Raw genomic sequence first — 25,217 nt, forward strand, 5'->3', positions numbered from 1 at the left:
GCCTGTGTTCACCGACGGATGGTCAAACTACCATTACCAACGAAAACAGCCGGAAATTTGGTTTCTGGGTAAGCCGCAATGCCGTAGTCATAAGTGGCAGCGGGAGATGATTTAAGCGTCTTGAGTGCAAGCATGAGTTGCGTTTTGGGTGGAACAGAGGCATCAAACTCGACCCAGAGAACGCCTGTTTCATCAATCCACGTATCTTTAATCCCGATCGCACGTCCCCCGACCTTAGATGATCCAGCAATCGCTTTGGTACTGGCTAAATCAAATCGAATCGGTGCTACGGTTTTGTCTCGATTTTGCTCTGTAAATGAGAAGGAGAGTTTAGTGAACCGCTTGCCCGCTCGATCGGGCAGGGTCATTGTGAAATAGTGCGTGCTTCCCGCCTGGGGGCGATCGCTCGTCACCATCACACTTGCCAGTAGTGAAGAGCGGTTGAAAGGTGTGACACTCTCGCTGGGTGTCGTCGTCATCCACGCGCTCACTAGCACATTACTAGCAACCAGCATCAGGACATAACTCATCTGTCGCATGGCTCAACTCCATCATGTAGTTAACGCTTAAATCGTGTGGAAGTTCTCATCTGTAGGCAAAAAACCTGTTGGGGTGTCACGCCCAATGGGTTATCAGTCTCATCACCAAACTTCTGAGGTAATGGCTTTGTGTAGGTTTCAGGCTGGTGCTTTAGTAGCGCCAGCCTGTCATTCAACCGTTACGCAAACTGCACCACATTTTTATTGAGGTTGAGGCGGTTTTCTCCAGTGGCAAAGCCTGCTCTGCCATCGCCATCCACGTCAACATTGGAGTGGATATTCACGTACAAATTGCCAGCCAAGAAGGCGGCTTGCTCTTCAGGCGAGAGTTCAAACTTGCCACTCAGGGTGCCAGACTTAGCATCAAGCGGCGTATTCTCGAAGTAACGAACAACCGTCGCATCGGCAAAGTTGCCGCGATCGTCACCAGCTGGGCTAAAGTGCAGATGGGTGCCAGAAATGGCATTGCCTTCCTTATCTACAGGCACTTTCAAGAAGCCCTCCATCAATGCTTGGGGGTTAGATCCATTGAGAATCTTAGTGTTGGGATCGAGTTCCTTTTCTCCCTGGCTAAAGAGCGGCGCGCCATCAAAGTCTTTGTAGGAACCGTTGAAACTGAGCACACCATTCTTGAGCTGTGGTGTTAATTCAGAGGTGCCAGGGCTGTCGGTTTTGAAGGGAAACTCTGTTCCACCGCCGCCTTTTGCCGTCCCTAATTTGAAGCCATCGTCACCAACATACAGGAAGTCATCACCTTTCCCACCAATTAAGCGATCGTGCCCTAGCGTGCCATTGAGTTGACCATCGCCGCGCTGATTCTTAAACCCATCTTCTTTAAGTTCCTCATTCTTTAAGCTCTGGTTTGCTTCACCTGTGAGTCGTGAAAAGTGGCTCTCATTGAGATCACCTGCTTTGGCGAATGTCAACGATGCGAGAATATGACCGCCGTTCTTGTCAATCACCAGCGCATTATTCACAGAGTCGAGAGGCTGTTCAAGCCCACCCTTACCGGGGTTTTTGCCTTGTGCAATAATAACGTCCTTGGGATTCACACCCTGTAGAACAAAGCGATCGTTCGCTGGATCAAAATCAAAGATCCGGTTAGTCGTTTCCTTGCCCAGAATAATCGTGTCTTTGCCAGTGCCCGTGGTGATTGTGTTCAACCCTTGCCCTGAACCGCGAATGACATCATTACCACCGCCAGCAATGACTGTATTGTTGCCACCACCAGGATTCAGAAAATCACCTTTGTCACCAAAGCTACCCTCGAAGGAACCCTGCTTGCCAACCTGCTTACGATCTAACGTTTTGGAGTCTGCAACGTTATTGAGATCCACATGATTGCTGAAAGGACCCGTTTCTGGGGCGTGGTCGTGATCATCAGGCGCAGTGCTGGCTGCTGGAGCGGCAGCTTTTTCATCAGGTGATAGCGTTTGATTCAACGCTTGTTCAAGGTCAGAGTCCAACACAGAAGAGCCTTTCGAGCTACTTGCAACGGCGCTAGAATTAGCCGGACTAATGGATGGATCTGCGATTCCACCAGCGTTGTGTTGTTCTTGATGATTTTTATTGTCAAAGCCGTCCATAAGGACTCCTTAAAGTGTGAGAACAAGATGAAGAGATAGCACATGCCTAGCGTTAGAAAGCCAGTCTCTACGACGCTTTTGGTCACTGGAGCGCATACTATGGAACGTGCACACCAATGCTTTAGCAGTCGAGACTAATTGACCTAGTACTCAAGTGACACTAGCTTAAAGTCTTGAAATCAATCGATGGTAAATGCAGAACAATAGACAAACTACCCATTCAATCACTTCATGTGATAAGTGATTGAAGCAATACCGTGTCTATGAGAATTAGAAGTCGGTGAAAAAGTGAAAAACTGACTAAGCCTCTAGAGACTTGCAATCCTTGGCGATCGGTCATTGTGGTCTCTTCGTACCAACTATAGCAAATGTATACCCATTGGCAAGGCTAAATTGAGCAATTTTAGAACTAAATTGCAATTAATTGGAACCAAAGATCAAAAAGAGTTCTAATTAACGTCATGCTTGCAAGCTTTCGATTCGAGTAAGCAATGTTAGCAGACGCTTTCGCTCCAAACATTCATGGTTCAGCTTAGGCATGAAAATTAAATAAGATCGGCTTTTGTAGGATGTGTGAGGCATTAGCCTTAACGCCTCACAAGCCTTGGAGTCAACGCGTTACGCTGCGCTTTTCTGGGATGCCGGAACGGCTTTACACATCCTACGCAAGTATGCGGTTTTATTAAATCCACAATCCTTAGCTAAAACAGTGGGTGACAAAAAAGCCTGATGAGGCATAATCAGCACATCACCAGGCTTTGTCGTTTTTACTGCTAAACCGTTAAGCTTGCAGGCTATACGAGCTGTACAACATTTTTGTTAAGGTTGAGGCGGTTTTCTCCAGTGGCAAAGCCTGCTCTGCCGTCGCCATCAAGGTCACGGTTGGAGTGGATATTCACGTATAGATTACCAGCCAAGAAGGCAGCTTGCTCTTCAGGCGAGAGTTCAAACTTGCCACTCAGGGTGCCAGACTTAGCATCAAGCGGCGTATTCTCGAAGTAACGAACAACCGTCGCATCGGCAAAGTTGCCGCGATCGTCACCAGCTGGGCTAAAGTGCAGATGGGTGCCAGAAATGGCATTGCCTTCCTTATCTACAGGCACTTTCAAGAAGCCCTCCATCAATGCTTGGGGGTTAGATCCATTGAGAATCTTAGTGTTGGGATCGAGTTCCTTTTCTCCCTGGCTAAAGAGCGGCGCGCCATCAAAGTCTTTGTAGGAACCGTTGAAACTGAGCACACCATTCTTGAGCTGTGGTGTTAATTCAGAGGTGCCAGGGCTGTCGGTTTTGAAGGGAAACTCTGTTCCACCGCCGCCTTTTGCCGTCCCTAATTTGAAGCCATCGTCACCAACATAGAGGAAGTCATCACCTTTCCCACCAACCAACTTGTCACGTCCTAAAGTTCCTGTCAGTTGTCCGTTACCGTCCTGTGTTTTCCCAAATTGAACCTCATTAAGAGTATTGAATATTTTGTCATCGACCAGGCTAAAGCCCTTCCTGTCACTCTGTTCAATGCCTTGCAGCGCCGTTGCTTTAGTGAATTCCAGCGATGCCAAAATGTGCCCATCAGACTTATCAATAATCAATGTGTTATTGACTGAGTCAAGGGGTGTGTTGACACCGCCCTTACCAGGGTTTTTCCCTTGTGCAATGACAATGTTGTTGAGATCCATACCCTGTGTAAAGAGGAGCCGATCGAGGGTTGGGTCAAAATCCAGGATGCGGTTGGTTGTCTTGTCATCGAGAAGAATGCTGTCTTTACCACCACCTGTTGTAATGGTATTGAATCCGCCACCACGTCCATCGATCAGGTCTTTGTCTCCGGTACCAATGACGGTATTTTTGCCAGCACCTGGGATCAGAAAGTCGCCTTTAACGCCGATATCATCGGTGAATGAAGCCTCTTTTTTCAGGTTCTTTAAATCGATACCGCGCAATACATCCACTTGATCCAGGGCAACGTGATTTTCGCTGCTGGCTCCTGCACCCGTGTGATCATGATCATCCCCTCCAGTCGAGCCACCAGCAGAACCACCCGGAGGAGGCGGTGTGTCAACCGCCTCGCTCAGCAGGTTGTCATCGCCATTGCCACCAACCAACTTGTCACGTCCAGGCGTACCCGTTAGCTGTCCGTTACCTTCCTGTGTTTGATCGAACTTCACCTCATTAAGTGTGTTGAAGATGTTGTCATCAACCAGGCTAAAGCCTTTTCTCTCACTTTGTTCAATGCCTTGCAGCGCCGTTGCCTTAGTGTTTGCTAGGGATGCCAGAATGTGCCCATCAGACTTGTCAATGATCAATGTGTTGTTAACCGAGTCAAGCGGCTGGTTGTCACCGTCCTTGACCGTGTTTTTGCCTTGTGCGATGACAATGTTACTAGGGTCGATATCTTTAGTCAAAAGAAGCCGATCCAAACTCGTGTCAAAGTCTAAGATAAGGTTGGTTGTACTGCTGTCGAGGAGGATGCTATCTTTACCGCCGCCGGTCGTGATGGTGTTGAATCCACCCCCGCGTCCATCGAACAGGTCTTTATCACCAGTGCCCAAGACAGTGTTTTTACCAGCACCTGGAATGAAAAAGTCACCTTTGGCACCGATGTCATCACTAAACGAAGTCTCTTTCTGCAGTTTGCTGAGGTCAATACTACGCACAACGTCAACATTGCCTAGCGAAACGTGGAATGGGTCAGCACCAGCACCTTCCTTCAGTCCTTTAGAAGCCTCAGGGTTGGAAGCATCTAAAGGCTCAGACGAGCCATTCTTTGTTTTATTGCAGTTGCACGCGGGTGTGCCAGCAAACTGACAAGTTCCCATCTTTTCTTCAGCTTTGTTCTGGTCAATAGCTAGATCGGAAGACCCTTTGGCAGTACCTGTTCTGGAGGCTTCTGCTTTAGCTGGAGTGGTATCAAGACCTGAAAGGTTCTGGTTTAGTGCTTCGTTAAAGTTAGAGTCCAGAATTGAAGAACCTTTAGCTTGGCTTCCAGAAGGCTTGAGACCTGAGGCATTAGGGGAGAGATTGCTTGAGTCAGCCGACAGTTCGTTGGCTTTCTGTTGGTTCTGGTCGAGTAGCTCCATGATTGCTCCTAAAAGGTAAAACTAATAACACAATGGGTCAATTAAGCTAATTGAGAAGGCTCATAGAAATTGAAAGGCTGAAGTGCTTTGACGAGTCACTTCAGCAATGGTCATGTGTATGTTCAACGACTAACTGATCGAGTCGTATCGTAGATCACACCTCAAAGCAGTCGTTTAAACGCTAAATTCAAACGGCACACACTAAAGTCATCCGTAGAAATGGTTCTTGAGGCAGCTTGTAGGAATAAGCTGGTCAAAGCCTTCCATAGATCTCCTTAAGGGTTGAAAGATAGAATAGTGAGGTTGCCATGCACCAGCATTGAGGTTTCACTCTCCGAACAATGATAGGTGTTTGAAGTTTACACTGTGGCTTTTAAGCGATCACGGTCAGCCAAGTAAATCATGATATTGATTTCAAAGGCGGATCGATCCACAGTTTGAGGTTTGATCAAAATGGTAAATGCAGTGATTTACAGCCAATCGCCACTTTGGTAGTGTCCAGCGATCGTAACTTTAAGTAGTATGGATGGCTGTAAATAGTGTGAAACCTGTCAGGAACGCTTAAGCTCAGCGGGAAACTTCAGACCCCTACCAAAAATGCTTGCAATCCCTATGAATAAATTAAAGCACAAACTCATGAAAAGACAACTTCTTCATAGTAGTTTTACAACAATTCTCAAGGGAATCAATCACGATCGTTGACAGCGGTAGACTGCCCAAACATGCATTTCTGAAAAATCAATGTTGTATGTGCTAGCACATCTGCTGGGTCTGTGGCATAGTTAATGCGAGTCAAGGCTGTTTGCTCATCAGAGCATGAGTTCTTGCTTCAATCATTTAAAGGCTGTGTCTACAGCAAGGAGAACGTTTTCTAATGTTATCGACAACGACAACTCCCACCTTGAGCTTAATTACAATCAACGGTGAACCCGCTGTTGCCCTTGAAGCAATGCCAGAGAGCTGGCAGCGCCTCGTGACTGGAACATGGATGACTGAGCCACGTGTTTATACTGCAATGGCTCAGGTGTTTTTGGCAAAGAATCAACAGGGGCATGTACTTTTTGCAGAGCGCCCTGAGACTGCACATCTCAAGAGTGCCTACTGTGAAGGCAATGGACTGTTGGCATGGGAAGCGGTGTCTCATTTTGGTGAGGCATTTCTGCCAGAAAGCTATCCTGATTTGCAACAGATCAAGGCTACGCTACAAGCCAATGATGATCAGCGTCATGAGCGACTAGCTCTGGTCAACGTGGTCAGTGACCTGTTTGATGAACTTGGTTATGATGTCCCTGCTACGTTCTACTGGACGTTTTTGCATCCCCTGCAACGATCGAATTTGTTTGAGGTGCGATCGTTCCGCTTTAGTGAGCAAGATCTTGGCATTGCACGGAAGTTTGATGCGATCCTGCATGGTGGCTATGTGTCGATGCTTCGGCGCTTGATTGACAGTATTTCCAGTCAATATGGTTATTTTCTTGAGCATGGTTGTGGCTGTGAAAATCATTTGGCAAAGCTAAAGCCATGTGAGGCACCATTTGCCTATACAATTCCAACCGAAGCGCGGCAAAAAACGCTGCGTGCTTTTCTATGGAGCGTGATGGAAGAGTACATGCTGTTTGAGCTGCGATCGGCAACTCGCTTAGTCTATGCTGATAACCTGACGCTCTGATGAGTGAGTTATCGTTTGTCGGGGCACTACACATAATGTTCCGACAAACGAAACAGCACTTTTGATCATCCGTTTCTAGCAGTCTTCAGGTTATTTTAATGCCTTTACTGATGCAGGTAAAAGTGATTCTAGAGGATCAATATCGCCAGCATTTCGGTACACTGTCCACAGATCATCATTGCGGTGGAGTAAAGAACCTTTAGCAGTGACACAAATTGCCACCGTAGCTGCTTTGTCAGGTCCGCGAAAAAGAATCGCTGCGTCTTGCTTACACCCGCCTAGTTCGTACTGATCGCAAGTAATTTTCTCTTCAATGACAATGAACGTTTTTTGAACCGTTTTGCAATAGATTTGAATTGCTAGAAGGCTAGTTTCAATTTCCCTGAGGCAGGCAATTGGTGATAAATCTTTAGCAACGTGCAGAGCGGTCTGAATTTTCTGTTGTAACTCTTGTCTAATGCGCGATCGTTGAAGCTGAGCCGCTACATCAATGTTGTTAGTAGAAATCTGTGCTTTGTTGTTAAGCAATATAGTCATGGTGTCACCACATCTTAAGGGTCAAAAATGACGTGGAGAGTACCCTGATCGAGAAACTGTTCGGTGCTTTAAATCAATTAATGAGGCATCGCGCAGTGAATGGTATCAGTAAGAGCACGTCGATCGTTAAAACAGAAGCAACCAAGAATAATTGAACCGATCATGAATGAAGTCCAAGCAGTCAACTTTGGCTGATAGTATTAAGGACGAACTATTACTGGAAACTTAATTTCAAACGGTGCAAAACTTTTATCTTTGGCTTGTCCAGACAGAACGACTGTATAAGCACCAGATTCAGGAAACATGATCGTCGTCTGAATGCCCTGGTGTCCTTTTTGATGCCCTTCGAGTGATATAGGTGAAAGTGGCAGTTGTTGAGCGATCGCCTGGTTCTGTGCGTTGTAAGCGGCAACGCGACAGTTACAGCTTGAAGGAGAAACCATGTCACCACCGCTTCGTGTCAGCATAAACCACGTTAGAGTGGATTTTCCAGCATAAGGTGAATCATCGGGTTCAAGGTGAATCATGGCTCCAACGCTATTACCGGTCTTCTCCTGATGAGCAATCAAGGGCAAAGCAAATGCCAACGGTATGATTGAACTGCTGCAAACAGTCCAAATAAAAATGGGTAAAAGTCTGTACATGACTATCTCCTGTTAAATGAATGCAAGTGGATTAAAACTAACGAACGGATTTCAGTCCGTCGAATGCTTTCGTGATTTCTTCGGTAACATAACTGATCGGTGCTCGCTGACGAACTTTGACTAAAGCCGCAATACTCATGCCAGGTGTCAATGGAAAGCGCTGGGAGCGGCGTTCTAAAAATTGGCGATCGAGCTGCACTTCAATTGGGAAGACAGTGTTTCCTGGAGCTTGCTCGCTCAACTTGACCGCTTCACTACCAACTTTTGAGACAACCCCTTTCACTGAGCCATATTCAGTAAATGGATATGCATCAATACGAACATCTACAGGCATACCAACACGAATATTGGCAATATCTGCATTGGCAACTTTAACTTGCGCTGTGAGTGATTCGTTAGGAACCACTTGTAATAACGTTTGACCGGGCTGAGAGACCACACCAGGCAGTTTCGGTCCCAATTCAAAGACAACGCCATCAGCAGGTGCGCGCAAATCCTGTGTTTTTAAGTCAAGCTGGACTTGACTCAGTTTTCCATTGACTTCAATCAGCTGACGCTGGCTGTCTTTGATGATGGTGTCAAATCTTGTGTCTAATTCACTTAACTGACGTTGCAAATCTTGCAGCGTATCGGTCAGTTGCCTGCCATCTTCAACCTGCGTTTGCACTCGACCAATTTCTAACTGCTGTCTTTTTAGGAGCGTTTGAGCGCGTTGACTTTGGAGTTCACTCACACTCACTTTGCGTTGCAGCAAATTAACGCGAGAAATAGCTCCTTGGTCTGCCAAAGGCTTTAACCGTGCTAGTAGTTCTTGTTCTGTTTGCAGTTGAAACTCTGTTTGCGTACGTTGTGCCTCTGTTTCGCTGATTTTTGCTTGACTGTCTGAGTCTTGCAGGCTGCTGATGGATTGTCGTTCACGTAGTTGCCGCTCAAAAAGGTTATAGCGTTGACGCTGTTCTGGCGATAGGTTGCTGGGGTTTCCTGAGAGTTGAGCGACCAGCAGCAGGCGCGTTTGTACCTGATTCATTAATTCGGGCGGTACACCAGCCATACGCTCACCTAATGTATCTAATGGTTTGCCCTCGCGTGCTGTTCGCAATACCGCAATCTCTTTAACCAGGCGATCGCGCTGAAGCAATAATTGCTGCAGTTGATTATAAATAGTAGTTTTATCCAACTGCATCAATAGCTGCCCTTGTTTCACCTGCTGTCCTTCCTTTACTAGCACAGCCGTCACGACTCCACCTGCCCGCGATTGAATCACCTGCGACTGTGACAGTGGCTCTAGTTTGCCGCTTGCCGTCACTACAACATCCACTCGCGCCACGATCGACCATCCTGCACCAACTGCTACGCCGACTAAAATCACTTGCGTAATGAGCTTTGTCCAAGGGGCTACAGATGGCAAGCTAATGGCTTTGATCTCTAGATTTTGCTCAACCTGGTCGAGCTTTGTCCGGTAGTGCTTTTGCAAAGCTCCAAACGGATTCATTAACCAATGACGACTCATGATAATGCTCCAAGTAGTTTGAGAGGGGGAAGCACGGGAAGCAGGGGGAGAGGGGGAAGCAGGGGGGAGAGTTTTGAGTTGCTAGGGTGTTGCAAAACAATGCTGACGGCTGACCGCTCTAAGCTTCGCGTGACTGTTGAGCGTAGAGACAGTAATAAAGCTGACGACGTGCGATTAATTCTTGATGCGTTCCCTGCTCGGCAATGATGCCAGCTTGCATAAAGAGAATCCAATTTGCGTGGGCGATCGTATTCAAGCGATGAGTGATAAAAAAGCAGGTGCGTCCTTGAAAACGCTGCATCAGATTCTGACAAACGCGCCGTTCGGTTTCATAATCCAAAGCGCTCGTTGCTTCATCAAAAATCAGTAGGCGAGGATTGCGAATGACAACACGGGCGATCGCAATGCGCTGCCGCTGTCCGCCTGAAATCGCTGAACCACGCTCACCAATCTGTGTTGCGTAACCCTCTGGTAATTGCATGATGAAATCGTGCGCTTCTGCCACTCGCGCTGCTTCGATAACAAGCTCATCTGGCAGATCTTCAAATAAGGCAATGTTGTCTCGAATCGTACCTTGAAACAGTACTGCATCCTGCGAGACAATACCAACCTGCGATCGTAGTGAACTTAAATCCACTTTATTAATGTCATACCCATCAATGGCAATGCTGCCACTTTGTGGCATATATAAACGGGGCAACAGCTTCATCAACGTACTTTTGCCAGAGCCACTTTGTCCCACAATACCCACAAAAGTACCTGGTGGCACTTCCAAATGCACATTCATCAGTTGCAGTTGCCCTGGTTTGAACCCAAAGCTAATATCGGTGAACTGGACGTGACCTTCGATCGCAGGCATCCGAAGATAGGCTCTTTCCTGAGCTAGCTCCCCTTCCATCGGCGCATCCGCAATGTCTGCCAACAGTTCCATCGAGAGTGAGGTCTCTTGAAACTTTTGCCAGAGACGTGCCAGACGCAGTAGTGGACCTGTGACATAGCCCGTCAGAATCCGAAAGGCAATCAAACCACCCAGAGACAGTTCTCCTTTGAGTACAAGTCCTGCACCAACCCACAGCACGAGCAAACTGCTCACCGTATTCAAAAATTGACTGTAGGAATAGAATATGGTGTTGATCGTTGAGGTGGTAAAGCCACTGGTGAGATACTGCACGTAGCGATCGCGCCAGGTTGCTTCCACAAGCGATTCCATATGCTGAGCTTTAACAGATGAAATACCACCCAGCACTTCAACCATGTAGGATTGCACTTTTGCACCCTGTTCTGCCTTCACGCGAATCAATTTTTGCTGAATCTTTGACATCAGCAAGGTCGAAACAATTACGATCGGCACCGTTGCTAATACACATAGCGTCAGTTGGGCACTATAAAGCAGCATCACCCCAATGTAAAACACCGAAAAGGCGACATCCATCACGGTTGTAATCGCCGTATCCGTCATAAATTGGCGAATATTCTCCAGTTCTAATAATCGTGATGACAGTTCACCAACCGGACGCTTTTCAAAAAAGTTGAGTGGTAAATGCAGCAAGTGACGAATGAGTTCCACGCCCAGGTGTAAATCCATCCGGTTGGTCGTACTGAGCAGCAGATACGTTCGTAGAATGGTCAGTATGCCTTCGACAAACGCAAATGAAATCATCAAAACGCCAAACATCGACATGGCTTCACCATTTGCATTGATGATGACGTTATCAATGACTTGCTGAATTAATAATGGATTGGCTAAGCCCAGTAGTTGAATGACGGTCGAAGCAAGCAGCACCTGTATCAGAGTACCCCGTTGCTTTGTCACCAGCGGTAAAAACCAATCAAAGCCAAATCGCTTTGTTGGTGTAGTGGCAAACCGTTCCAGCACGATCGCGCGACAGCTTGCCGTATCACGATCACTGCCGGAGGGCGCATCTAACGTCAACCGTGATGCCAGTTCAGTAGGAGCTAATCGTAACAAGCCTGTGCGTGGTGAACCAATCACTGCTGTTGTGGGTGTGGCATCATGCAGCACAGCGAGAATGTTGCTGCACTCAACCAGAGCTGGTGTTGCCAGGCGATTGATGCCACCTGCTGTCGGCGTAAAGCGGACGACATGGGCATTCAATCCGATCGCGTGAGCAATGCGTACATATAAATCAAACGGTTCAAATTTGTCGAGCGCTTGCTGTTTCAAGGAGCGACGCAGCGAATCGGCGCGAAATGGCACCTGCAAGCGATCGCAGACCATGCCAAAACAAGCCACCACATCTTCAAGCGGGTCAGGTAGGGTCGCTTTCCAGATGGGATACGCTTTGGACGTGGAGGAGGCAACCTGAGGTGTAAGACTGTCGCTTTCCAGTGGCGTTGTATCTGGCAAACTCAAATCCAGTACTGGCGCAATCGATGACGTGCCTGAAGCGGGCAGACTTGGAACATGCCGATTTAAAACAGCCGATGCCAGACACGTGCGATCGATCCCCAAGAGGCGCACCGGAAAACGGGAAGGGCGCGTCTGCTGTAGTTGATCAACGCTCTTTAGAGGTGTGCCGATCGGCAGGCTGAGATCCTCACCACCGCTGACCAGCCACACCCGATCAGAAGACAGATTGGGGGACAAAGCATCTAACTGCTTGGAATCGGGGTACCAGTGTTGAATGACCGCTAATTTTTCGCGATCGATATGATGCACCACCTCAGTCAGATTGATTGCTGTTGCGCGATCGGGCATTTTAGCCAGCGCACGAGACAGCGTATCAAACAATTCCATCAAGCTGACGCGCCGCATCAACACTGGCATCAAATGTTCCAACGCCAATGTTTCAAACGCATCGGCAGACAATGCCAACGTCAAAACGTCTCGATCGCTCTCTGGCGATGCCATAGCAGCCCGCACAGATCCGGCTGATACACGCCGTAGCAAACTATCCCAGCCGATCACGCTACCTTCACCCACCACTTCTAACGTTGGGCTTTGGTATGAAGTTGGACCAAGAATTCGCACACGTTCCTGTACAACACAGTGAACCGCCGAGGGGAGTTCTCTAGATGGATAGATCAATTCCCCTGACTGAAACGAACATAGCCGGAGCGTTGGGGCGATCTGTTTCTGTAATGGGGCAGAGAGGTGATTAAACGGCCAAGCCGCAAAAAAATCAGTGAGAAACGAATGTACGGGTGCATCCACTTGCATCATTGCGATAAGCCCTCAAGCATTTCTAAATGGTTCACTTTGCCGCGACTGGCAACCGTCCTACCGCGTTTGATGGCACCGCGTTTGATGGCACCGCGTTTGATGGCACCGCGCTTGATGACACGGCATTTGATAGCACTGCGATCGTGCCAGGTGTCTCAGTCATGGCTTTGATCTGAGTTTGCAGCCACTGGTTGTACAGACGATTCATTAGATCAGCGCGAGTCGCCTCAGTCAGCCGTGCTGCTGTAAACTGCTCCAAGCGGACGACCCAGAAACCATCTGCAACAGGTATTGGTCCATAGACTGTGCCGACCTGTTCACTGCGAAATAGCGTTGCAACTTCGATCGGCAGCGTTGACAATGGCACTGGACCCACTAAACCACCCGTTAAACGCTCTGAACCCAGCGAGTACTGCTGTGCAAGTTGTACAAAGTCCGCACCATCATCTCGAAGCTGAAAGTAGAGTTCCTGCGCCCGTGGTAAATGAGTGAGTTGAATCAACGAATATTCCACCTGATCCAGTTCTGACTTGATGTGCAAAAACTCTGATTCCACCTGATTGGCAAACCGGAGCTGCTTGAATTTTTGCACTTGCAGTTCTCGCAATACGACAGACTTGAAATAATCCAGAGTGACTCCTTTAAGTTGACACCATTGCTGGATAAAGCCTTCAAAGTCATCGGGTATAGGAGCCTCTGTTGTCCCAAATAAGGTGTAAAACAGCTCTTGCTTCGATAAAGGAACGTCCTTAATCGCCTCATCTAACAAGATTTGTCCAACCATTGTCTCCAGTAGCTTGTACCGCACCAACGCAGAAATAATCTGATCACCATCTAACAGGTAATCGCCAATCTTCAAACAGTCGCTCATAGCAATGTTCCTAAACCATCCAGAGAAATTTTGCGATCAACTTATTCATGCCACTGAGCGAACATTCCTCACTACCGCAAGCCGCTCTCTTCAACTGGGCTGAGCCGCAGTCACAAGAAAGAGCAAATCGCCCTATTTTTCAACATTTGGAATATAGCCTAGACACTCTATAAAGTAGAGCTAGCTGCTTCAACAGCCTCAATATCTTCTCAGTTGATAGTATCGGTAGCGTACATACCAGATACCATACATCTCTAATATTAGAAAATCCTACAGGGAACGCACCAGATTGATGCACTGACCAGAAGATAACACAATCATCGGCAGGATCACTTAATTAGAACCAATTTACAAACTGTTCCAATTAAGCGGTGAGCGATCGCGCAGATCCACTAATGAACACAAATCATGATTAGCATTAAACGAAACTCTAGGCAAGTCTAAATTTAATTAGAACCTCAGTTTAAATTGGTTCCAATTAATCCGGATACGGTTTTGACGTAAAAAATGCTACACGTTAAACCTTCATCACCCATGCTTTAAATGCTTTGTATCTTCAAGATTGCTTGCAGATGCTGATTTCAACCCAATTTCTGCTTTGTAGCGCTGTCTGTATGTAAGTATAAAAAGATGAAGCAACTCCTGAAAAGTTCTGAGAATTTCAGGTTGGCTAAATCTATTCACTTCTTTATTCTTGGTACAGAGTGGTATTACACCTCGGCTGAAGTTATGGGTGTACGTCTACAATCAATCATGTCAATCCATCCTGGAAGCGATCGCAAAGTTCTGTGGGGCAAGCCTTTGAACCTTCCCCTTCAGATTATTGATCGATTCTAGAGCGTTAGTTAGGCGATCAACAAAATAAGTGCAGCCATCCGATCGCCCCCAATACCTCCAAGATTCTACCCACTGTCACTATTCGTCGAAGCAATGCACACTCCCTAGTGCAAAACAGAGACAGTACCCCTGGTTCTGCTTCCGCTAGACGTGCGTGCGCACAGTTTGACCGACACAAGCAACTTAACCAATCACGAGGAAATGATATGAGCATTAGTGCACAAAGAGGACTAGACACCCTTTTAGCCTTCTTACAGTCCAATCCATCGTCGTTTCTGGGGCAGGATCAATTCCAGGGACCTGGTAACTTCAATGTGACTAGCAATCCAGCCGCTGGCATTAATTTTATTGGAGATGCAGGCGACAACATTGCACGGACTGGTTCCAGCGCAGATTCTGTGCGTGTAGGTAACGATCTGATGCTCGGCAACGACGGTAACGATTTTCTGGCTGCTGGCGGTGGCGACGATGCCTTGTTTGGTGGCAATGGTGACGATCGCCTTGAAGCTGATGGTGGCAATGACACCGTGTTCGGCGATGCAGGGAATGATCTACTCTTTGCCAGCACAGGCGATGATTTCGTCGCTGGTGGCACAGGCAATGATTTGCTTGAGGCTGAAGAGGGCAATGATACGCTCATCGGCGGTGATGGCATCGACACAATGAAAGGTGGTCAGGGGCTTGACCAATTTGTCTATGAAGGCAATGTTTTTGCGAATGGCACGCCTGCCCTCGCTGGACAGACGGGAATTAACGTTCTCAACACCCCTGACATTGTCCTGGATTACACGATCGGCGAAGACAAGTTTGCGTTTGATGGCACAGATTTAGGTCTGAAAAATTTGACGTTCCAGGAAGGTCAATCCTCCCAGATTGCTGGCGATGGCAACGTGATTGTTTTAACCGATGCATTCGCTGCCGCGGGAGCTGCTGCCCGTGCGATCGCCAATAACCCCAACATCACTTCAGATGCAGGGGCTTTTGTGTACTTCAACTCAACGCTGGGCTTGACCCGACTTGTGTATTCCAACGATCTCAGTGACGGTGGAGACATCAGCGTACTGGCGAATTTAGATAACCAACGTGGCGCTGCTGGGCTGGCAAATATTGCCAATTTCTCAGCAAACGACTTTACCCTGGTTTAAACCTTCGCATACAGGTAACAAGCGTGGCATTGCTGAATTTGGGGATAAACGTAACACGCTTACCCTTGTCCTGCCTTTTGGAAGAGAAACAAGACTTCTAGCTCCTTGGTTAGGAATGAGGGCAAGTATCCCTTGATTCAGCAACACCACGAGCGCAAATTCAAAAAGTGTTCATAGCGCAATCAGGGTGCAGCTATTTTTTACGCAAACTACAAAGAAGTATCCGCAAAACACTAGACCAGATATCTTTCTGGCACGCTAAATCGAGAAGCTTTGGTCATGCCCTTATCTTAGGAAGGAGTGTAGCCATCCGTAAACTCAAGGTGTGAGCTTGCGGCTCAGATAGAAGATCGTTTTGTGGGAGATGGTTTTGACCTACGGCTGCACATCATCCACTGCTTTCATGGCTCGATTGACTTGTCATCGCTTGCTTGAGTGTAGCGCCGCATCACAGTCTACTATTGTTTATTTTGAAAAGGTTTGGTTATGAGTCGTCAGGTATTAGAGCGTGGAGTACTTGCTTGCTCTGCATTAGCACTTTATGGTTGGTCGCAACCTTCTGCATCAGAACCGATTATGCAGCCTGACTGCAAGCCTGCTCCAGCGGTTTCTCATGCTAAGAGCCACTGCGTCAAGAACACAACAAACCGCATTTCTAGTGCAACGCCGGAGAAAGTTGTGAATGATCAATGGAGCGATCGTCATAACAATCGGCTCCCTGATGAGATGGAAGCGGTTTATGGCAATCTTCTAGCGCAAACGCAGGCGTTAGTTGATCGCAATCAATTCACTGAGGCTGTGAATCTCATTGGTGGCATCCCTAAGAACAGTCGCCATCATGGCATGGCACAACAGCTTCAGGAAGATTGGTCACGGGAATTGTTACGTCAAGCGACCAGTGAATGCGCACAAGCTCGTGTCGGTAAAGCGTTGTCGATGCTCGATACAATTCCCCCAGTCAGCCAGTTGAGCGATCGCGTGACGGAGCTACAGCAACGCTGGCGTAAACAAAAGGCATTATTGCAACAAGCGATCGATCTTAAACAAGCAGGTGATTGGCAAGGGGTGACTGATACCATCAAGTCGTTGGAAGGCACACCGATGTATCAGAGCCTTTTAGTGCAGGAGCTTTTACAACAAGCCATGATGCAACTTTATAAGCCTGATGCCACCATGCTGCAAGTAGCGATGGAAGATTTACCCACCGTGCAGCCATCAGTGGCTCCTCCAGAAACGGTTTCTGTGATGTCCAGCCCTTAACCATTGAGGCGTTGCTGCATGGCGGGATGAATTGCCCTCATCCCCTTTCTTGAATGCCCGAAGGGCTATACCCTTCTCCCCAGTGAGAAGGGAGCAAGAACTCTGGTTTCCTCTCCTTTTGGGCTTGAGTCCTTTTCGCTCCCTAAAGCCCCCAAGGCTGGCAGGGGGGTTTACCCCCGCCACCCCCAAAATCATCCTTAGTTTAATTACACTCAGCAACTTAACCGCGATCGGGCACAGTTTTAGAGAACTCGACCCCAAATAGTTTCTTGAGTACGATTAGTGGATCGGTCTGGGGTAGGCTCATATCCACAAAGAGGCTGTGAGCAAGCTGTAATTGTGCAGTGCTGTATTGCCTCTGGTTCTGGGTTTGAGAGACTGCCAAGCCCAAATCATGAAACCATCGCACTAAAACTGGCAGCGAGTTGTCGAATGCTATAGACGCTCGATCACTGGAGAGTTGGAGAATGCGTCGCTTAAAATGAGCATTCATGAGCGTATAAGTTGTACCGTCTTGAACAATTTCCCAGCGTGATTGTGGCATTGCTTTCTCACTCCACGCAACCCACAAACGCATCCGTTTCAGAAGCGTATCCAGGTTGCGGCAATTTGACAGATAAAACGTGAGCCATTTTGTCGCTGGTAATTCAAGTACTCGACGAGGCGCTAGAGGTACCACAGGTTCAGCAAAGTTGACCGTTGGTTCAATATTCACCCGTGCAGTTGGGTCAACGATCGCCGCTTGATTGAATTCATTCAGGCGTGTCCCTACGTCACCAGAAAGCGAATGATCACTCAAATCAGCTCGTCTTTGGGACGCAGCAAGCAAACTGTCTGCCGCTAAAGGGGCTAAGGAGGGCAAGCGATCAAGTGGTTTACTTAAGGGAGAGGCAGTCGGAGAAAGCAACAGGGGTGTGACCTCCCAACGGTAGCGATCGAGCCTGCCTGCTTCATGCATACAAGCAGGAAAGGGATACGTCTGCTTGGCGATCGGTTGGTGAGTTTTTAGATCAAGATATTCCAGTTGCAACTGGATATCTGGAGTATCGTTTTGCTGTTTATCAAATGTGTAATCGGGGGGGGGGGGTTCTAGACAGAGCAACCGTACAACTTGATTCACAGCCGGATTTGTACAATCCTGCAACTGAAAAACATTGTGAGGCGGTTTGAACACCATACGCCCTTCTACATCCATGAAGTAGTCGAGCGTACACCCTTGAGAAACGTAGAAAAGCGTACCAATATAGCGATCGAGCTTAGGTTTACGCCGTCTTAAATAGACGTAATATTGGGTTGGTTCATTTAAGCCTCGGTCTTGATAGCTGTAGTCTTTTTTGAGCAGCAGGCGAGTATTGTGGTTCTCAGACGATACGCCTCGACGATGGCGATCGCCAATCTCTCGTAGCCCAAACTCTAGAATTGTTTGAATATGGTCAGCTTCGAGCTGCGTCATCAGTTGGCGAATCAGCGCTACTTTTGCTTTGGCTTTTAGTTGGCTCACACGGTCAAGCACACCGTCGGCAGCAGCCAGATCACCAGCTAAGGAACAATCTGCTTCTAGAGGCATTGCTTGACTAAATGGCTCAGCCACGGTCACGGCTTGAGGGGTTGCTTGAACAAGCCCACCATTAACATCTGGGTCAGGAACTTCACGACTCATGTAGGGAAAATTTCAGGAGCTGGACACCACACTCATCAGCTATCTAACAGGGTCAATACAATTAACCCATGTCGATCAATCGCGATGGATTTATTCTATCCCAAAATTTTCTGTAGACAGAGAGCCTGAGCGAAAGATTGTGCGAAGCGATGTAGGATTTCTGTTAAGAGTTGGCTGAGCAGCACTGATAGGGGACTAAGAGTAGAGTTTGTCCTCAAAGTAATGGGTGTGTTTGAGCTGGTGTAACGCGGCTTCTGCCTGCTTGCGATCGCTGATATCTAGCAACACACCATCTAACCAAAGTAAATCACCGTTCTGGTCAAAAACGCCTTGTTTGCGCTCAAGCACCCACCGCACCTGCCCACTGGCATGAATAATGCGATACTCCACTGAGCAGCGATGGCGATCTAAAACAGATTGAACCAATGAGTCTCGAATGAGCGTGATGTCATCAGGATGCACAATACTCAGAAAAGACTGGCTCTGGTTATGCAACAGTGCTGCGGCTGGATAGCCTGTAATGGCTTCAATACCATCGTTTACAAAGACCATTGTATAAGTTGCATTGCAGCGAAAGACTGCTCCTGGAACGTTCAGCACCAGCGATCGAAAGCGCTCTTCACTCGTTTTTAGCTCCATCTCCAAACATTTGCGATCGGTGATGTCATGTCCACTCAGCACCACACCGTCAAACTTTAAAGCTGATGGAACGGATTGACCCTGAAGCGAGAGAGCAACCCAGCGACCAGACTTGGTTCTCCACCAGCACTCGATCGCTGGCTGGTTAGCCTGAACGCCACTGAGCCATAGCTGCAACACGAGTTCAAACTCGTTGAAGTGGTTGGGGTGAAGGAGTTCTGTCACATGCCGACCCCGCAACTCTTCTTCTCCATAGCCTAAAAGACGCTCGACAGCAGTACTGATGTAAACAATTTGTCCCGTATGACTGGTTTGAATAAAGAGGTAGGGGCTGTTTAAGACAAAGGCTTTCCACTTTTCTTCTGTTCTGACTAGCGCATTGTAGACCTTCCGGCTCTCCGTTATGTCTTCCAGTGACACCGCAAAACAACACTGGTGACGATCGGTGCAGTCATCCAATCTCGTCAAGGAAACACGAAGATTCATCCAAATAATGTCATTATCTTTAGCGATAAAGCGCTTTTCAACGGTGTAAGAGTCGATCGCTCCATCCAGTAGTTGTTGCTTCAAGTCTGCATCAATCAAGCGATCATCTGGACACACCAAGTCTTCTAAGCAAAGGCTTTCGTGCTTTGTTGTGTTGAGAAGTTCATGTAGGCGTTGATTACAGCGCATAATGACTCCTGCCTGATTAATCAGAGCAGTTGCCAGACTGGGGTGAAAGAGGGTAAACGATCGCTCGTATGCCTCTATAAGCGGTTGATCCACAGGCTGATGCAGCTTGTCATCTGACTTTATTGCTTGAGCCGTTAAGAAAACTGCATTTGCCTCTGCATTAAATTTTAGGGAACATTCCAGGCTCTTTCCGTCGTCTCTAGTTTTAGCAACGAAATTAACTGCTTTCCCCTGCAAAGCAAGCCCCCACAGATTTTCTAGCAAAGCTTGCGAGGTTGACTTCGATCGGAAACAGGTAAAAAAATCAACCGCTTCTGTAACCGTTTGCAGTAGTTCTAAAAAGCGTTGACTGGCATAAAGGGTTTCCCCGCGATCGTTATACACACAGATTGGACCCAGCGATCGTTCCAGAAACTCCAATGATCCGTGAGAGCGTATCCCAGGAACATCCCAAAAAGTAGAAACCATAGTTCAGTGCATTCCTTGCATTTCAGATAGAGCTATACCAGAACAGAGTGACGCGTTCATTAGACGCTCTGCACTGGTTAAAAGAATCGTGACTCAGATGCTGTTTGAGCACTTGAAGCAATGTGGGTTGAACAAGTTTTTCAGCATCCCGAACGCTGTCAATTCGCTACGATTCGTTTGCTTTCTGATCGATGCACCCATGGAATTTATACAGGTACGCCTCTGAGTCGGGATGCCGTCTTTGCAACAGCAGCCCTCACAGTCGCCTCACAGCAGTAATTAGAAGCGGCATCATCCGTACTAAAGGTTAATTTTCTTAGACTTTGCTCCTGACTACCAGATAACGGTTAGCTCTATGCACCCATTTAATTCGTTGGTGCGGTACTTCCTTCGTCACCCTGTCATTTTTGCAAACTCTAGTTACTGCGCTTTTATCTTTATGTAATCCTCTCCCACTGGATGTCTAGTATATGCTTGTTTGCAAATTGTCACAGCGTTTTTCTCCTTGTGACAGTTAGCTGCTGCCGCTACGAGCGAAAACTAATTGGAACAGTAGCGCCAAGCGGGTTCCAGTTAGTCTCTGCTCACTGTTTTCGCCACAGTTCTGGCATAAGGCGTGGACACTAGTGTTAGTGGCGATTATAATCTGTGGAGGCATCTATCTGTGGAGGCATTTAGCAGATGGACATATTAACAGGCATTGCTACTAAGGTGTGATTGAACTAGAGTAAGCAAGGTTTCATCTACCGCTTCAACTGCATCCGCTTCAACGGATGTCATGAATGATTGAGAAGAGTGTGGCTTCCCTGACGTGAAGGAGTGAGCGCAGTGTTTACTGCGTCAGCATTATAGGTTTGATTACTGTTGCAGAATCGTTATGAGGCACTGCACGATCGGCTGTAGGAGTGCAGAGATGTCATTCACCTAGAGCTAGAATCTGGCTGCAAGCAGACGAGCACTGCGACAACGATTTAGACCCACCGAACCCTTGCGAAGGAGCGGTGTAGGTAGAACCTCACAAAAGGTTGAATTGGCATGATTGGGCAATTACTGACGGGACGCTATCTCATTCTAGAAAAGCTGGGAGCAGGCGGGTTTAGCGAAACCTATCTGGCTCGTGATAAATACCTTCCCCATCACCCGCTGTGTGTGGTTAAATCACTTCAACTATCGGTTAATAGCACTATTTCACTAGAAGCCGCGCAGCAGTTGTTTGAGACCGAAGCAAAGCTTTTGGAAGGGTTAGGGCAACACCACACGCAAATTCCGACATTACTGGCTTATAGTCATGAACATGATCAAGCTTACTTAATTCAGGAATATGTTGAAGGCGAGAGCTTACGCAAGTGGCTCACCCGCAATCAGCGTTTGACCAGTGCGGCAGCCATCAAATTGTTGTCAGAAATGCTATCGATTCTGACGTATCTTCACTCTCGTCGCATCGTCCATTGCGATCTTAAACCCAGCAACATTATTCGTCGTAAGCGAGATGGCAAGCTGGTTCTGATTGACTTTGGGGCAGCCTGTCAGTTACCAGAAGCAGCCTCTAATACTGAATCTGGTAGCAATGACCTTGCGATGGCGATCGGGACTCCAGACTACATGCCAGATGAGCAAAAATTAGGATGTGCCCAGTTGAATAGTGACCTTTATGCGCTAGGCATCTTGGTCGTTCACCTGTTGACGGGTGTGCATCCACGCGAGTTCAAACGCGATCTGATTTCGGGGCAATTGGACTGGCAGCGTCATCTGACGGATCAAGCCATCGAACCCAGCTTGATTGCTGTTCTCAATCGCATGGTGCAAAGCAATTTTCGCGATCGCTACCAGCAAGCAACAGAGGTGCTAGCAGACCTTCAGACATTACCCATCAACCGTTTTCGGCAGCGTGGCTCTGGTTGGCAAGGAGCGCTACCAAAACTCGTTGTGCCAGCAGTAGCAGGGATACTGTTGGGTGTTCTTGGCATCCAGTACGTTCGTGCCCAGGGTCAACAGACTGTCTCCCTGCTCAGCCAGCTACAGCAGCGCTTTCACCCATCCGATGTGAACTTAACGATGGTGCGTGATGTGTCGATGCAGTCTGGAGTCGATCGCATGGTGATTACGCCTAACAATCGCACTCTTGTGACAGCAGGGTCAGATCATGTCCTTCGCTTATGGTCGTTGACGACTGGAGCGATGCTCAAAACGCTGTCTGGGCATCGCGCTACTGTTACAGCCTTAAACGTTAGCCAAAACAGCAAGCTACTGGTGAGCGGTGGTGAAGATGGTACGGTTTATTTGTGGGATACCGACACAGGTCGGTTACTGAGGGCGTTTGAAGGACATCGGCAGCCAGTCACAGCCGTTGCTATTAGTCCTGATGGCAGCACAATAGCGAGTGCTTGTAAAGAAGGCAGAATTCGTCGCTGGGATGTGCAAACTGGCATCCGTATGCAAAGCCTGAAGCTTTCTCATGGGGGGGTAACGGCACTGGCATATGGAGCGACCCCGGATCGCCTGATCAGTGCTAGCAATGATAGCGATCGCGCTGATGACTCAATGCGTCAGATTCAAATCTGGAATCTCAGCATCGGCAAGCTCGAACGTACCTTTGCCGGACATACAGCCCCAATCGTGGGTTTGCAGGTAGCAGACGATCACATGCTTTTTAGCGTTGGCAAAGACCGGGGGCTAATGTGGGATCTCAAGCGCGAAGAGTTAGTCACTGTGTTTCCTCAAGACTCGGCGAACGCGATCGCCACTTCGTTTAACGAGCAAAACATCGTTACCGTTCATACCAACGGTAGCATTCGCGTATGGATGCGTCAGGCAGGACAGTTAGTGCAAAGAAAGTCAGGCGCATTAGGGCGCGATTTAGATGTCGTGCTTAGCCCCAATCATCGCTATTTGGTGAGCTGGAGCGCCGATCGACGGTTGCGTGTCTGGCAGCTCAATGTGAGTGACATTCACTCAAAATAGAGTGCATACGTTAGTAAGCCACATGCTAGAAAGCCTACGGTGATTGAATGCTAGCGCTTCATGGCTCCATCCCAAACTGACTATTCCAACACAAGGTAAGCCTTATGCTGCATAACGTTTCCGAAACTACCATGCACCGTGTCCGTTGGCTCATTACCCTCGGCTGGCTGCTCTTAATTGCTTCATTTTTCTATGATCCCATCACGCCGATGTTTACGGCTCCCGATGCCGTGTGGAGTCCATTCCATCTCCGTCCAGAAATCTATTTAGACCCAGAACGATGTGTCAAGATTCGAGATGTTTGTGTACCCGAAAAGCCCTTTTCGATGAGTGCCATCATGTGGTGGGCAATGATTGTGCCCGCTGGCATTTTCATTCTGTTGGTGTTTGGGCATGAGTTTTGGCGACGCATTTGTCCGCTCTCATTTATGTCACAGATTCCTCGTGCTCTGGGGCTACAGCGCAAGCGGAAAGTAGTCGATCCAGTCACTGGGGAGACCCGTTGGGAGGTGGTTGTGATTGGCGAAAAATCCTGGTTGGGACGCAATCATCTCTACGTGCAGTTTGGACTCTTTGTCGTGGGACTGACGCTCCGTATTCTCTATGTCAATTCCGATCGCATTGCGCTGGGCAGTTTCCTCATCTTCAGCATTCTTTGCTCCATGTTGGTTGGCATTCTCTATGCTGGAAAGAGTTGGTGTCAATACTTTTGCCCGATGGCGATCGTGCAAACAGTGTATACAGGACCGCGATCGCTCCTGGGCAGTCAGAATTATCTACAACCAAAAGCAGCGGTCACTCAATCCATGTGCCGCATGGTTGATCCAAAAACGGGCAAAGAACAGAGTGCCTGTGTCAGTTGCAAAGCACCCTGCATTGACATTGATGCCGAAAAAACGTACTGGGCAGAATTAAATAAACCCGGTCGTCGGTTAGTGCAATATGGCTATCTGGGCATGGTGATTGCCTTCTACCTCTACTATTACCTCTACGCAGGTAATTGGGATTATTACTTTTCAGGTGCCTGGACTCACGAAGAAGATCAGATTGCCAAAGTGATGGATTCAGGTTTTTATATCTATGGATACACCATTCCGATTCCCAAAGCAGCGGCAGTGCTCATCACCTATGCTGTACTGGTTATCATCACCTTCACGATCGGTGTCATTGTTGAAAAACTCTGCCGTAGACTGACGATGCGCGGTCGTCCCATTTCAGCGGAACAGGCTCAGCACATTGCGTTTACGCTGTTTTCCATCACCTCGTTCTGGACGTTTTTCTCCTATGGGGCACGTCCTTCCTTGAACCGCCTGCCCTACTGGCCCCTGCTAGCATTCAACGCGCTGATTGTTCTAGTGGGTGCACTGTGGCTCTATCGCACCATCAAACGCACCCATGCTCAGTATGAACGTGAGCATATGGCAGTGAGCCTACGAAAGCAGTTGCAAAAGCTTGAGCTTGATCCGGAGTTATTGGAAGGGCGATCGATTGATGAATTGACTCCAGACGAAATCTATACACTTGTGAAAGTATTGCAGGGGTTCTCTCAACAGTTACGGCTACACACCTACACTGGGGTCGTGCTGGACTTATTGCAACAACAAGCAACGGATACATCCAGCAGCTTTGCGTTCTGCCAGAAACTCCGGCAAGACCTGAAACTGAAAGATGCCGATCATTTTGCGGCTCTTGAGGCGATCGCCGTTACCCATCCACAAATTTTCAGCGCGTCCGGCGCACGTCCAGTTTCTGCCCCCCTTCACGATGAAGATACACTGGCAAAAACGATCGCGAGACCGCTTAGACCAGCAACCCCTAACCCCATCGATCGCTGAAACTTCTAAGAAACAAACGACGACATTTTGCCTGTTTGCTTGAGGAGTGCAAAGCCTTGCGCCCCTACAGTGGGTAAAACCGTTCTTAGAAAACGCCTTGGAAATACCATACTCCAAGCCTGC

General features: G+C 47.9%; 15 protein-coding genes. 5 read left to right on the forward strand and 10 right to left on the reverse strand.

The annotated features are described in order from the left end of the window. Positions 1 to 8 precede the first annotated feature (8 nt). From AC5JO6_RS23795 to AC5JO6_RS23805, 3 genes are all read right to left on the reverse strand, one after another. Positions 9 to 539, reverse strand: coding sequence for a DUF2808 domain-containing protein (locus AC5JO6_RS23795; RefSeq protein ID WP_496083522.1), 531 nt, complete (start codon positions 537 to 539; stop codon positions 9 to 11). 179 nt (positions 540 to 718) lie between these two features. Next, entirely contained in the window at positions 719 to 2,125 is a 1,407-nt protein-coding gene (locus AC5JO6_RS23800) for a hypothetical protein (protein WP_496083523.1), read from the reverse strand. 794 nt (positions 2,126 to 2,919) lie between these two features. After that, entirely contained in the window at positions 2,920 to 5,199 is a 2,280-nt protein-coding gene (locus tag AC5JO6_RS23805; RefSeq protein WP_496083524.1) for a hypothetical protein, read from the reverse strand. Between the two features lie 874 nt (positions 5,200 to 6,073). On the opposite strand from AC5JO6_RS23805, the gene AC5JO6_RS23810 reads away from it, so the two are divergent. Beyond that, positions 6,074 to 6,868: a hypothetical protein gene (locus tag AC5JO6_RS23810; protein ID WP_496083525.1), complete on the forward strand. Its 795-nt coding sequence runs from the start codon at positions 6,074 to 6,076 to the stop codon at positions 6,866 to 6,868. A gap of 90 nt (positions 6,869 to 6,958) precedes the next feature. On the opposite strand, the gene AC5JO6_RS23815 is transcribed toward AC5JO6_RS23810, so the two are convergent. The 5 genes from AC5JO6_RS23815 to AC5JO6_RS23835 form a co-directional block, all read right to left on the reverse strand. Next, positions 6,959 to 7,405, reverse strand: a complete 447-nt coding sequence (locus AC5JO6_RS23815) for a hypothetical protein (protein ID WP_496083526.1) — start codon at positions 7,403 to 7,405, stop codon at positions 6,959 to 6,961. Between the two features lie 200 nt (positions 7,406 to 7,605). Continuing rightward, positions 7,606 to 8,049 (reverse strand): hypothetical protein, encoded by a 444-nt coding sequence (locus AC5JO6_RS23820; RefSeq protein ID WP_496083527.1) that lies wholly within the window; start codon positions 8,047 to 8,049, stop codon positions 7,606 to 7,608. 37 nt (positions 8,050 to 8,086) lie between these two features. After that, positions 8,087 to 9,559, reverse strand: a complete 1,473-nt coding sequence (locus AC5JO6_RS23825; RefSeq protein WP_496083528.1) for an HlyD family type I secretion periplasmic adaptor subunit — start codon at positions 9,557 to 9,559, stop codon at positions 8,087 to 8,089. A 118-nt stretch (positions 9,560 to 9,677) separates the two neighbouring features. Beyond that, complete coding sequence (locus AC5JO6_RS23830; RefSeq protein WP_496083529.1) at positions 9,678 to 12,743, reverse strand: ABC transporter transmembrane domain-containing protein; 3,066 nt, start codon at positions 12,741 to 12,743, stop codon at positions 9,678 to 9,680. Positions 12,744 to 12,774: 31 nt separating this feature from the next. Next, on the reverse strand, positions 12,775 to 13,614 hold the full coding sequence (locus AC5JO6_RS23835) for a peptidylprolyl isomerase (protein WP_496083530.1): 840 nt from the start codon (positions 13,612 to 13,614) through the stop codon (positions 12,775 to 12,777). 1,043 nt (positions 13,615 to 14,657) lie between these two features. Here AC5JO6_RS23835 and AC5JO6_RS23840 point away from each other — a divergent pair. Together AC5JO6_RS23840 and AC5JO6_RS23845 are read left to right on the forward strand one after the other, a co-directional pair. Next, positions 14,658 to 15,596, forward strand: a complete 939-nt coding sequence (locus tag AC5JO6_RS23840; RefSeq protein WP_496083531.1) for a calcium-binding protein — start codon at positions 14,658 to 14,660, stop codon at positions 15,594 to 15,596. Positions 15,597 to 16,082: 486 nt separating this feature from the next. Continuing rightward, positions 16,083 to 16,856, forward strand: coding sequence for a hypothetical protein (locus tag AC5JO6_RS23845; protein WP_496083532.1), 774 nt, complete (start codon positions 16,083 to 16,085; stop codon positions 16,854 to 16,856). A 220-nt stretch (positions 16,857 to 17,076) separates the two neighbouring features. Here the strand turns inward: AC5JO6_RS23845 and AC5JO6_RS23850 are convergent, their stop codons facing one another. Continuing rightward, complete coding sequence (locus AC5JO6_RS23850; RefSeq protein ID WP_496083533.1) at positions 17,077 to 18,516, reverse strand: hypothetical protein; 1,440 nt, start codon at positions 18,514 to 18,516, stop codon at positions 17,077 to 17,079. Between the two features lie 195 nt (positions 18,517 to 18,711). Further along, positions 18,712 to 20,298: a PAS domain-containing protein gene (locus tag AC5JO6_RS23855; protein WP_496083534.1), complete on the reverse strand. Its 1,587-nt coding sequence runs from the start codon at positions 20,296 to 20,298 to the stop codon at positions 18,712 to 18,714. 1,035 nt (positions 20,299 to 21,333) lie between these two features. On the opposite strand from AC5JO6_RS23855, the gene AC5JO6_RS23860 reads away from it, so the two are divergent. Both AC5JO6_RS23860 and AC5JO6_RS23865 read left to right on the forward strand, forming a co-directional pair. Further along, positions 21,334 to 23,259 (forward strand): protein kinase domain-containing protein, encoded by a 1,926-nt coding sequence (locus AC5JO6_RS23860; RefSeq protein ID WP_496083535.1) that lies wholly within the window; start codon positions 21,334 to 21,336, stop codon positions 23,257 to 23,259. A 131-nt stretch (positions 23,260 to 23,390) separates the two neighbouring features. Beyond that, positions 23,391 to 25,094 (forward strand): hypothetical protein, encoded by a 1,704-nt coding sequence (locus AC5JO6_RS23865; protein WP_496083536.1) that lies wholly within the window; start codon positions 23,391 to 23,393, stop codon positions 25,092 to 25,094. Positions 25,095 to 25,217 lie beyond the last annotated feature (123 nt).

Source organism: Tildeniella sp. (assembly GCF_059505325.1).